Below are 12708 nucleotides of genomic sequence, written 5' to 3'. Positions count from 1 at the left end.
TAACCATAAAATCAATACATGAAAAATAATGCGAGACTTTAAGTGATTAATTTATTACATTGTCTCGCAATTTCCGCAATACAAATTCATGTTATATGGTTTCACAGGACAAAACAGCACAAGTTAATTTCGAAAGCTTACTCAGAATATTTACTGTTCCTGAGGGCCCAGAATCGACGCTCACGCAAATTGAAGAGAGCCTGTCTGGAAACCTGAATCAATTCCTAAAAGAACATATTGTTGCGGAAGAAAAACCTCTTCGTGAAATCGAAAAAGATTTTCGACAATCCATTTTGCCAGAAACACCCACTTTTGTTTCTGATCATACCCAGCACCTGCTTGATACCTTAGTCTCGCACTCTGTTCATACCTCATCGCCAAGCTTTATCGGCCACATGACGTCTGCACTTCCCTATTATTTGATGCCGTTATCCAAAATCATGATAGCGCTCAATCAAAACTTAGTGAAAATTGAAACCTCTAAGGCCTTTACGCCACTAGAGCGTCAAGTGTTGGGGATGCTGCACAACCTTATCTATGCGCAAGATGACGCCTTTTACAGCCGATGGATGCACAGTGCACAGCACTCATTAGGTGCGTTTTGTTCTGGCGGTACTATCGCCAACATCACCGCTTTATGGGTGGCACGTAATAACGCCTTTCCTGCCGATGGTGAATTCCGTGGTATCGAACAGCAAGGCATCTTTAAAGCGCTGAAACATTACGACTACGAAGGCGTCGCAATTGTGGTGTCCGAACGTGGGCATTATTCATTGAAAAAAGCCGCTGATGTATTGGGTATTGGTCGTGAAAGTTTAGTTCCGGTTAAGACCGATGATCACAATAAAGTCTGTTTAGCCGATTTAGAGGCTAAGCTTGGCGAACTTGAAGAAAATAAAATCAAGACTATCGCAGTAGTGGGCATCGCAGGCACCACCGAAACCGGTAATATCGACCCGCTGGCCGAGATTGCCGCGATTTGTCAAAAGCACCAATGCCACTTCCACGTCGATGCGGCTTGGGGCGGCGCAACGCTGATGTCCAATAAGCACAGAGATTTACTTGCGGGTATTGAACTGGCTGACTCAGTCACTATTGATGCGCATAAACAACTGTATATCCCTATGGGCGCGGGAATGGTTCTATTTAAAGACCCGCACTCAATGGCCAGCATTGAACACCATGCGGCTTATATTCTGCGTAAGGGTTCAAAAGATCTCGGTAGTCATGCCCTAGAGGGATCTCGCTCTGGTATGGCAATGCTACTTTACTCAAGCATGCATATTATCAGCAGACCAGGTTATGAGTTATTAATCAATGCTAGCCTAGATAAAGCTCGCTACTTTGCGGATTTAATAAGCCAGCAGTCCGATTTTGAGCTCGTTACTGAGCCTGAACTCTGTCTACTCACCTATCGCTACATACCACCACACGTTAAAGCGGCGCTACACAAGGCTACAGGTAAGAAAAAACACAAGCTCAACGAATTGATCAATGGATTAACCCAGTTCATTCAAAAACATCAACGTGAAAACGGATTATCGTTTGTATCTCGTACTACCCTTACGCCTAAGAAGTGGGACAAGATGACGACCATTGTTTTCCGAGTTGTGTTAGCAAACCCTCTTACTACCAAAGAGATACTGCATAATATTCTCAACGAACAACGTGAAATAGCAAAAGCGGCTCCATCGCTCACTAAACAGATCAACACCATTGTCGATGCTATTGAGTCAGGACTGTAATTTATTTTCTCATGTATGCCATTTTGGCTAAATTGATGCGATCTAGTACCTAAAAGAGGCTAACTGACTGCTTCAACTTTGAAGCCTGTCATATTATTACGCATTACTTGTCATTAAGTTTCTGTTTTGTTACAACACGACTACAGAACGGTATATACTGATTTTATTCGTTTTCACGCTCGTCAGTCTCACTATTGAGTCACGTATTCAAATTATCCGATAAGCCAACTTCATGAATACTTTAGAAAAAGTACAAAAAAATTTAGACAACTTTAGCAAGTCCGAAAGGAAGGTTGCTGAAGTTATCATGGCGAATCCGCAGACAGCTATTCACTCAAGTATTGCAACACTTGCGAAACTTGCCGATGTCAGTGAGCCAACCGTAAATCGTTTTTGCCGTCGCTTAGATACTAAGGGATTTCCCGATTTCAAATTGCACTTAGCGCAAAGCCTAGCCAATGGTACGCCCTACGTAAGCCGTAATGTTGAAGAAACTGACGGGCCGGATGCGTACACTCATAAAATATTTGAATCGACCATGGCTTGCTTAGATGTAGCAAAAAGTAGCTTAGACGCACAACAAATTAACCGTGCTGTCGACTTACTGACTCAAGCTAAACGCATCTCATTTTTTGGGCAAGGTGCCTCTTCTGCAGTCGCTAAAGACGCGCAAAATAAGTTTATTCGCTTTAATATTCCGATTACGCGCTTTGATGATCCGGTCATGCAACGCATGAGCTGTATCAATAGCACCGATAACGATGTAGTCGTGTTAATTTCTCACACAGGACGTACTAAAAGCCTGATTGAAATTGCTCATCTTGCTCGTGACAACGGCGCAACGGTCATCGCAATTACGGCTAAGAACTCCCCTCTAGATAAAGCGGTATCGCTTACCATCACCCTTGATGTATCAGAGGATACCGACGTGTATATGCCAATGGCGAGCCGTGTGGTGCAAATGACCATCATTGATGTGTTAGCAACAGGATTTACCTTACGCCGTGGTAGTGGCTTTAGAGACAACTTAAAACGCGTAAAAGAGACCTTGCGTGAGTCACGTTTTGATAAAGGCGAGATTTAACGTTTAACCTGTTCTCGTTAAAAATAAATAAATGCGCCATTTCAAGTACTTAAGCTGTACTGGCTCAATAAGCATTCGAAATGGCGCATTTTTTGTATCTAGCTAAAATGCATCAAGGTAAAGTGCAGCGATTAAATCATTTCAGATAGATCATCTTGCTGACGATATTTTTGCGAATGACTCTGCATGTATACCGAGCTCAATACTTCCACCAGCCTATCTTGAGTCAGCGGTAATGGATTACCTTTAATCGCCACTGACTTTAGCGCGTCACAAGCGATGTCATTAAATGACGCATCGCAATCACCAAAATAAGATAATGTAGGCACTTCCAACTGTTTAAGCATATTGTTGACCCAAGCAACGCCATCATCTCGATGCGCTTCTTCATCTCCTGTAACCAACTGCGCAACCTTACGGTAGCGAGCCAACACATCATTACGACCGCTTTGCTTTGCTACGCGCATATTTTCATGCATCACAAACGGCGCTAGTCTTGCGGTGATAACGCTGTGCGGCGCGTTAATTTTCCCACCTAATGCCGAAGCTAAACCATGCGCCGCGCCGAGCTTAGCATTGGTGCTTGCCATACCGCCAAGCATTGCAGCAAAAGACAAATCTGCCCGTGCACGCGGATTGTCTTGTCGACAGGCAGCCAGAATAGAGCGCGAAAGTCTGCGTAATCCTTCTTCGCAAATCATATCCGTAAGAGGATTGGGCTCCCCGCACACGTAAGCTTCCATCAAGTGCGTAAACGCGTCCATAGCCCCACGACCAGAAGTGGCAAGGTCGGTGCCATAGGTAAGCGTAGGATCAACAATGGCGACATCTGGCAGTAACTCCGGCGATCTTAGGCTGACTTTGACCTTATCTTGCCCAGATTTAAGCACCGCATGTTTTGTCACTTCAGCGCCCGAACCTGCTGTCGTTGGAATAGCTATCATAGGCAGCGGAGCAAACTTGATTGGTACATTTCGCCCAACCACTTCTACATAATCGTAAAGATCGCCTCCGTTAGTGGTCATTGCCGCCAGCGCCTTGCCCATATCAATCACGCTACCTCCGCCCATTGCCACCACCATATCGGGCTTAAAGCGACGAGCCACCACGGCTGCCTCTTCCACCATTGCGATATTAGGTTCATTGCTAACAGAAAAGTGATGGTAACGCATCAGTTGGCTTTTTAAATACTGGGTAATCATGGCTGAGCGAGTAAGATCTTTTCCTGTCACCAATAGAACGCTATAGCCAAACTGATTAAGGGTGGAAAGTGATGATTGAAGAGTCCCCTCCCCAAATACGATCCGTGACGTCGTCATAAACTGAAACATACAAACATCCTTTTAAAATTCTAAATCTCGAGCATTCACAGACGGCTGCCTTGCCACTGCTTATCCCATGTGAAATCAAAGATTTAAATCGCTACATTTAGTTTACAATATTTTTAAATTTGCGTTTCGTTTAACTTCTCTTTTTACCAATTATAATGACAAGATTATTTGATAGATTTTGCCTATCGCTCTAGTAGGTAATTTCTTCTTTATTTCGTTAAACGCTTAAGGCATAGTTCTAATATTGAAAAGGAGAGTTTTATGTTTGTAGTTATTTTTGGTCGTCCTGCTTGCCCATACTGTGTTCGTGCAAAAGAGATCGCAGAAGAACTAAAGGAAAACCGTACGGATTTTAATTACCGTTACGTTGATATTCATGCAGAAGGCATTTCTAAAGCCGATCTTGAGAAAACAGTAGGTAAGCCTGTTGAAACTGTTCCTCAAATCTTCATCGACCAAGATCACATTGGTGGCTGCACAGAATTTGAAGCTTACGCTAAAGAAAACCTAGGGCTATACGCTTAAGTTACTTTTTGCTCACACTGAAAGTTAGCAAGCAACGCACCCTAATATATTGATTCAAGATGAAGGCCATAGCGCCTTCATTTTTTTGTCTGTAATTTATCGCAATCATAGTCAGATTGCTTGGTTATCCGACAGCAAAATACACAATAAAAAAGCCTCTATAAACAAAAGTTTATAGAGGCTTTTAACAATATAGATGTTTTACAAAACAGAATGACTACGGATTAGATATCAATCACATCAAAATCAACAAGCGTATCCACGTCCGCTTCGTAATCAACACCATCGATACCAAAACCAAATAAGCTCAAGAACTCATCTTTGTATTCTTGGTAATCAGTCAGGTCTCTGATGTTCTCAGAAGTAATTTGAGGCCATAGATCGCGACAATGTTGCTGAATATCTTCACGCAATTCCCAGTCGTCAAGACGAAGACGATTGCTTTCATCAACTTCTGCTGCGCTGCCGTCTGCTTTATATAGACGTTGGCTAAACATGCGATAGATTTGCTGCATACAACCTTCGTGTACGCCCTCTTCACGCATTTTCTTAAATACCATTGCAATGTACAGCGGCATTACAGGAATCGCCGAGCTTGCTTGCGTTACAACAGATTTAAGTACCGCTACGTTTGCTGTGCCGCCTGTTGCTGACAGTTTCTCATTGAGTGCAGTCGATGCACGGTCTAGATCCATTTTGGCACGGCCTAATGCGCCGTCCCAGTAGATTGGCCATGTTAGCTCAGTACCAATGTAGCTGTATGCGACTGTCTTACAACCGTCAGCCAATACGCCAGCGTCAGAAAGAGCATTGATCCACAATTCCCAATCTTCGCCGCCCATTACCGTTACTGTATCTGCAATCTCTTGCTCAGTAGCAGGCTCAATGCTTGCTTCGATAATTTGGTCTTTATTGGTATCTACTGCCGTTGATGTGTAAGTATCACCAATCGGTTTTAGTGAAGAACGAATCACTTCACCTGTTTCTGGCATTTTACGTACTGGAGATGCCAGTGAGTAAACCACCATATCAATTTGACCAAGGTCTTGTTTGATAAGGTCGATGGTTTTTTGCTTAGCTTCGTTAGAGAAAGCATCGCCATTTAAGCTTTTTGAGTATAAGCCTTCTGCATGTGCTAGCTTGTCAAACGCCGCTGCATTGTAAAAGCCTGCGGTGCCAGGTTTCTTTTCCGTTCCTGCTTTCTCGAAGAAAACACCAATAGTCGATGCGCCGCCGCCAAAAGCTGCCGCGATACGAGAAGATAAGCCATAGCCACTTGAAGAGCCGACAACTAACACACGTTTTGGTGCGTTAGCAATTGGGCCTTGTGCTTTTGTATAAGCAATTTGTTCTTTTACGTTAGCTTCACAGCCCACTGGGTGTGTTGTGGTACAGATAAATCCACGAATTCGAGGTTTTATGATCATTATTCACTTCCTTAAATTAACCTGCGTAGCATAAAAGGTTCTTAGCAAAATCTCACCCTATTTATAGAAGATCTGCCATGAATCGTCAGTGGTTGGAGCACTTATGAGCAATATAATCAAAATCTAGATCTAAGTTCTCACCATAAAATGGATATCTGGCTAAATATTTGATTCATATCATGCAAGTATAAATATTGTTTTCTAAACTAGATACATCAATTAAATTAGTTCTGATTTCCATAGGCTTATCAAAACTGTAGGGGAAATTCTATGCAAACTACATTTATCGTAAACTTTATCGGCACAGCTTCGCCTTCGACTATCAAGCGCCTTTCTTCAGTCACGCATGAGAACAACGGCAAATGGTTACTCAGCAAAGTTAACTTTATCGAGCACCATGTTGCCGGTGTGATTAAAATTGAACTACCGCAAGAAAATGCACAAATCGTGAAAGAAGCATTTTCAAAAACAGAAAATCTTACTTGCCAATTTGCTGATGCTGACGCATCACTGCACGACGAAAACGAAATCTATTCATTGCGCGTCAATGCTAACGACCGCGCAGGTATCGTTAACGAAATTACGCACATTTTAGATAAACAAAACGTCACTATCCTGGATATGGACTGTCAACGAGTGTTTATTGCAGGTGGTGGTAGCGGCATTAGTGCAAGCCTATTCACCGCGCAACTGGCGCTTAAACTGCCAGCGGCGTTAGGCCTAAAAGATGTGACTCGTGAATTGGAATCACTAAGCGAAGATACTAAAGTGATCATTAACGCTTAGGTAAAGCATTTAGCGTATTCACGTTAAATGACATACGTACCTATCAAAAAGCTCGCTATATTTAGCGAGCTTTTTTATTTAAATTTCATGTGGTTATCAGGCGTTTTAAACGGACCACTGAGAGAGTGAACGTTTAAAATCGGCGTAACCAAACTCATTGAGCTTGACTACTTCCCCACTGCTACGCTGGCAATAAATGGATGGCATCTTAATGCCATTAAACCAGTTCAGTTTCACCATGGTATAACCCGCACTGTCTAAGATATGTAGACGCTGACCAATCTTTAGCGGCTCAGCAAATTGCGTTTCGCAGAACTGGTCGCCCGCTAAGCATGAGCACGAACCAATCACATAGTGATGCAAAGCGCCATCAGTGGCTTCTAAAATTGAAGCAGGCTCATCATAAATTAAGGTATCTAAACGGTGCGCTTCAGTTGCTGAATCGACAATAGCGGTTTTCTTTTCGTTTTCGACAATATCAACCACTGTCACGACCAAATCGGTTGTTTTAGTGATAATCGCCTCACCTGGTTCAAGATATAACTGTACGCCATGCTTTTCGGCAAAAGCTTTCAGTGCAGCCGCCAGTTTCTCAAGCTCATAGCCCGGCCAAGTGAAGAACACGCCGCCACCTAAGCTAACCCACTGCATTTTATCTAGGTATTGTCCAAACTGCTCAGAGATTGAGTCCAGTAAGGCCACAAATGAATCTGCGCTTTTGTTTTCACAGTTCATATGGAACATCACACCATCTAGTGCATCAAACACCTGTGGGTCGATGTGCGCCGCTTGTACGCCTAAACGTGAATACTTTCGTGCTGGGTTTGCTAAGTCTTGTCCTGCTACGCTCACGCCCGGATTAAGACGTAGTCCTAACGAGGCTTTGCCCTCAACTAAGTGTCGATAATGCGCTAACTGACTTTGCGAATTGAAAATCAGTTTGTCTGCAATATCAGCCACCTCTAACACGTCTTGTTCGGTGTAACCTACGCTGTAAGCGTGAGTTTCACCGCCAAAGGTTTCATGACCAAGCTTGACCTCGTAGGGACCGCTACTGGTAGTGCCATCTAGGTAAGGTTTAATAATGTCGAATACGCCCCACGTAGAGAAGCATTTAAGCGCTAAAACCAGTTTCACGCCCGATAGCTCTTTGAGCTTCTTAGCGGTTTCAAGGTTTTGAATCAACTTAGCTTCATCAATCATGAAGTAAGGGGTTTGCAACTGTGAATGGTTCATCAATTCGTTCACTCATTAAGCTAATAAAGCCAGTATAAATACTGGCTTTAAGATTAGAAATTAGACTCTAGATTCAAACTCTATTTAAGGATTTGAATGTCCGGTGCTTGCTCAGGATCCAGCTCTTGTACGTGCCAGTCTAAACCAATCTCAGGCATAGTTTCTAGGAACGGATCTGGGTCTAGCTGTTCCATGTTAAACACGCCCGCTTCTGCCCATTTGCCACGGAAATATTGCAGAGCTGCAGTAATGGCAGGTACGCCTGTGGTGTATGAGATAGCTTGATGTTCAACATCTTCGTACGCCACTTCATGATCGGCATTGTTGTAGATAAATACGCCGCGAGGCTTGCCATCTTTAGTGCCGCGAACCCAAGTACCGATACAAGTTTTACCTGTGTAACCCGGAGCTAGAGACGTTGGATCAGGTAGCATGGCTTTTAGTACATGCAGCGGCTGAACAACCGTACCGTCGTGCAGTGTTAGCGGATCTGGGCTAAGCAGACCGATATCACGCATACAGTTAAAGTAGTTTAGGTAAGCATCGCCAAAGCCCATCCAAAATTCGATACGCTTAGCCGGAATGAACTCTTGCATTGAACGCACTTCATCGTGCGCCATAGAGTACACTTTGTGCTTGCCCACTAACGGGAAATCAAACTCAAACATACGCTCGTGACAGCCAACTTGTTTCCACTCGCCATTTTCCCAGTAGAAAGAGTCACCTTGGATTTCAAGCATGTTGGTTTCAGGATCAAAGTTGGTAGCAAACTTCTTGCCGTGATCGCCTGCGTTCACATCCATTACGTCGATAGTATCGATTTCATCAAACAGATGTTTTACCGCATGCGCAGCAAAGATGCTGACCACACCTGGATCAAAACCTGCGCCAAGAATACCGGTGATGCCCGCTTCCTTAAATTTGTCACGGAAGCCCCACTGCCAATCGTACGCTTGAGGTACTTGCTGGCCTTCAGAGCATAGATCAACCGCAACCGAAGTATCTAGGTAAGACACTTTGGCTTGTAGACACGCTTCCATGATAGTGATGTTCACCCACGGAGGACCGGCGTTAATCACAAGATCGGGTTTTACGTCATTGATAAGCGCCACTAAAGCGGCAACATCGTCAGCGTCTACAGCGCGTGATTCTAGCTTTTTAGTAGGATCTTTAAGGTTGTTTTTACCTTTGATCGATTCAATGATTTTGTCACATTTAGCGATAGTGCGAGATGCGATTGTGATATCACCTAGCACTTCATTGTTCTGCGCCGCTTTGTGCGCAACTACCCAACCAACGCCACCAGCGCCAATTTGTAAAACAGCCATTTTATATTTCCTTTACTGTGCCGCTAGCTCTACCGCTAGCTTATCAATGTTATTTAATAGGGTTTCAAAATCTGACAGAGTCAGACACGGGTTCAAGATGGTAAATTTCAGAGCACTATGCCCATCAACAACAGTCTCACCCAATACCGCCACGCCGCGAACTAAGGCTTCAATACGCACTTTTTGATTCAGCGTATCCAGACGTTCAGCATCCACATGCTTGCAACGCAAAAGCACGGTTGAAAGCGCAGGGGTGGCAAGAAGTTCAAACATTTCATGTTGTTGAACCATTTTCGCAACTTGCTGAGTTTGCTCTAAAAGATGATCAACCATTTCACCCAGTGCTTTAGGACCCACATTTTGCATGGTCATATACACTTTTAGCGCGTCAAAACGCTTGGTAGTCGCCATGGTTTTATCCACGAGATTTGGCAACTCATCGTGTTCACGGTTTAGATAATCAGCATGATGAAGCAAGTACTTAAAGTTGGCTTTATCTTTGACTAGCAATGAACCACAGCTAATAGTTTGATAAAACAGTTTGTGGAAATCCACCGATACTGAATCGGCCTTTTCAATGCCTTGCAAACGCTCTTTATGACTGCTCAAAATCAAAGCGCCGCCATAGGCACTGTCGACATGTAGCCAAAGGTTTTCATCACTGGCAATTTTCGCCATCGCATTGATATCATCAATCGCGCCATGATCGGTCGTGCCCGCCGTCGCCACTAGCGCAAATGGCATTAAACCGTCTTGTTTTGCTTTAGCGATGGTTTCAGCCAGTGCTTCGGTATCCATAGTGCCATCAGCAAAGGTGTCTACGCAGATGACCGACTTTTCACCCAGTCCCATCCACGCCGCTGATTTTTGTACCGTAAAGTGCGATTTATCAGAGCAGATAATGCGCAGTTTATCGGCGTAATCAGGATTGCCTAGCTTCTGTATAGAGTGCTTGCTCGTCACATCTGCAAACCAGTCACGTGCGAGTAATAAACCCATTTGGTTGCTTTGAGTGCCACCGCTGGTAAATACGCCATCAGAGCTTGCGCCCATTTGATATTGCTCACACAGCCAATCCACCACTTTTTGCTCAACATAGGTCGCAGCAGAGGCTTGGTCCCAAGAATCCATTGATTGGTTTAACGCCGCAATCATGGTTTCAGCGGCAATGGAAGGCATCAACGGTGGTGTATGCAAGTGCGCAATACAGTTTGGGTGCTGCACGATAATGGAGTTTTTCGCCACTAGATCCGAAGCATTATCCACAACCTCGGTTAACGCTTGATTACCGTTGTTTAGGTCAACTTGATTGATTTTCGCTTCTAACTCTTGCGGTTTCATGCCTGAATAAGGCTGATCAATCGCTGCAAATACCGTTTTCATTGCATCCACAGTGTGGTGCATCACTTTGGCAAATTCGTTTGCGCCTTCAGCGCCAGTATGTACAAAGTGTTTTTGCCACTGCTTGTTGGTCGGCTCAGGATCAACGTAAGATCCGCCCGCAGCCAAAATAGCTTGCTCAAGAGTTTGCAATGCAAAATCGATTTGTGCGTAAGAGATAATCAAAGGCGGCAAGAAACGAATTACGCTGCCATCACGACCGCCCTTTTCAACAATTAAGCCACGCTCAAGCGCCGCACGTTGAATCGCTAGGGTTAAATCGCCATCAGAGGCGCGTTCATCAAATTTGTTGCGCTCGCCATTAGCTTTTGCAATTTCAACGCCTAACATCAGGCCTTTACCACGCACTTCTGCAATGCAGTTTACGCGCTGTTGAATCGCTTCTAGCCCTTCACGTAGGTACTGACCTGCTGTAGCGGCATGCTCAACCAGCTTATCGCGTTCAATGATTTCTAGCGCTTTTGCGCCCGTGACCATTGCCAGTTGGTTACCACGGAATGTACCCGTGTGCTCACCGGCATTCCAAGTGTCGTTTTCTTTCTTAAATACCAACAACGACATTGGCAGACCGCCACCAATGGCCTTAGAAAGACACAGGATATCAGGGCTAATGCCCGCTTCTTCAAAAGCAAAACGATAACCAGTTTTACCAACGCCACATTGGATTTCATCCAATACCAATAGGATTTGGTGCTCATCACAAATACGACGCAACTCACGTAACCAAGAAGCAGGAGCAGGAATAACGCCGCCCTCGCCTTGCACAGGTTCGACAAAAATTGCCGCCGGTTTCATGATGCCCGCTTCATCATCATTAAGCAGACGCTCAATGTAACGAATACTGGCTTTTGCGCCCGCTTCTCCGCCTAGGCCAAATGGGCAGCGTAGATTGTATGGAAATGGCATAAAGTGTACGTCTGACATTAAGCCAGTGCGACGCGCTTTCGTATTCAGGTTACCCATCATACCCATAGTGCCGTTTGTCATGCCGTGGTATGCACCGCGAAATGCAAACACAGTGTTGCGTCCAGTGGTTTGCTTGGCCAGCTTAATCGCCGCTTCTACCGCATCTGCGCCAGAAGGACCGCAAAACTGTATAGCTGAATTTCTAGCAAACTCTTCAGGTAAGAAGCCTTTAACACGTTTAATGAAAGTGTCTTTAGCTTGAGTTGTGATATCAAGGGTTTGATATGGCAAGCCACTTTCTAATTGCTCTTTTAGAGCAGTGTTAATTTCTGGGTGATTGTAGCCAAGTGCTAATGTACCCGCACCCGCTAAACAATCTAAAAACAGTTGTCCACGAGTATCTTCCACTAGTGCGCCATACGCGCGTTTAATGGCAAGAGGAATACGACGAGGATAAGAACGAACTTCAGATTCGTGCTCAGCTTGATCAATTAACATTTGATCCGGTGTGAGGTCATAAATACCGTCAACAATAGGAACATCACTTGAAAAAGCAGCATTCGCCGCCGACATTTCAAATTCAAATGCAGAACTCATAAGTTTACCTAAATTGAAGTAATCATTACCCTAGATCTTGAGAAAATTTCTGATCTAAAGTGATATTGATTTAGTGTACGCAAGCCTCTCTAAATAAGAGACATTAAGAAAATAATTACATTGGGGTGAACTGTCAGAATTGACGGATCAAGGCTCAGTTACGATATCGTAAGCCGGAAGTTTAAAGCTGATTATCAGATTTGATTGATTCATGTTGGGTTGCCTATCGCTATGTCATCACTGACATGGTTATTCCCATCTATCAAACGACGTTCGTTTGATACCTACCCTACGTAATATCACAATCAGCTCAGGATGGTTATTACGCGTGTCCCTCAGAGC

Annotated in this window: 9 protein-coding genes; 4 read left to right on the top strand and 5 right to left on the bottom strand. The window is 44.1% G+C overall.

The features are described 5' to 3' along the window. The first annotated feature begins 95 nt into the window (after positions 1-95). Positions 96-1745, top strand: a complete 1650-nt coding sequence (panP, locus tag OCU38_RS05720) for a pyridoxal-dependent aspartate 1-decarboxylase PanP (RefSeq protein ID WP_261824110.1) — start codon at positions 96-98, stop codon at positions 1743-1745. Between the two features lie 232 nt (positions 1746-1977). After that, positions 1978-2829 (top strand): MurR/RpiR family transcriptional regulator, encoded by an 852-nt coding sequence (locus OCU38_RS05715; RefSeq protein WP_023404215.1) that lies wholly within the window; start codon positions 1978-1980, stop codon positions 2827-2829. 131 nt (positions 2830-2960) lie between these two features. Here the strand turns inward: OCU38_RS05715 and OCU38_RS05710 are convergent, their stop codons facing one another. Continuing rightward, positions 2961-4160, bottom strand: a complete 1200-nt coding sequence (locus OCU38_RS05710) for an iron-containing alcohol dehydrogenase (protein ID WP_261824109.1) — start codon at positions 4158-4160, stop codon at positions 2961-2963. 261 nt (positions 4161-4421) lie between these two features. Between OCU38_RS05710 and OCU38_RS05705 the strand changes: the two genes are divergently transcribed. Then, entirely contained in the window at positions 4422-4685 is a 264-nt protein-coding gene (locus tag OCU38_RS05705) for a GrxA family glutaredoxin (RefSeq protein ID WP_023404217.1), read from the top strand. Between the two features lie 224 nt (positions 4686-4909). Here the strand turns inward: OCU38_RS05705 and fabV are convergent, their stop codons facing one another. Continuing rightward, the gene (gene fabV, locus OCU38_RS05700) at positions 4910-6112 is read right to left on the bottom strand and encodes an enoyl-ACP reductase FabV (protein WP_261824108.1); all 1203 of its coding nucleotides are present in this window, start codon (positions 6110-6112) and stop codon (positions 4910-4912) included. A 270-nt stretch (positions 6113-6382) separates the two neighbouring features. On the opposite strand from fabV, the gene OCU38_RS05695 reads away from it, so the two are divergent. After that, positions 6383-6898, top strand: coding sequence for a glycine cleavage system protein R (locus OCU38_RS05695; protein ID WP_261824107.1), 516 nt, complete (start codon positions 6383-6385; stop codon positions 6896-6898). A gap of 105 nt (positions 6899-7003) precedes the next feature. Here the strand turns inward: OCU38_RS05695 and nspC are convergent, their stop codons facing one another. From nspC to OCU38_RS05680, 3 genes are all read right to left on the bottom strand, one after another. Beyond that, positions 7004-8134, bottom strand: coding sequence for a carboxynorspermidine decarboxylase (gene nspC, locus OCU38_RS05690; protein WP_261824106.1), 1131 nt, complete (start codon positions 8132-8134; stop codon positions 7004-7006). 80 nt (positions 8135-8214) lie between these two features. Beyond that, on the bottom strand, positions 8215-9462 hold the full coding sequence (locus tag OCU38_RS05685; RefSeq protein ID WP_021713158.1) for a carboxynorspermidine synthase: 1248 nt from the start codon (positions 9460-9462) through the stop codon (positions 8215-8217). A 12-nt stretch (positions 9463-9474) separates the two neighbouring features. Further along, the gene (locus tag OCU38_RS05680; RefSeq protein WP_261824105.1) at positions 9475-12366 is read right to left on the bottom strand and encodes a pyridoxal phosphate-dependent class III aminotransferase; all 2892 of its coding nucleotides are present in this window, start codon (positions 12364-12366) and stop codon (positions 9475-9477) included. Between the last annotated feature and the right edge of the window lie 342 nt (positions 12367-12708).

This window comes from Vibrio neonatus, from assembly GCF_024346975.1.
Lineage (GTDB): Bacteria > Pseudomonadota > Gammaproteobacteria > Enterobacterales > Vibrionaceae > Vibrio > Vibrio neonatus.
The sequence above is the reverse complement of the archived record's forward strand: the minus strand, read 5'-3'. Positions and strand labels throughout refer to the sequence as shown.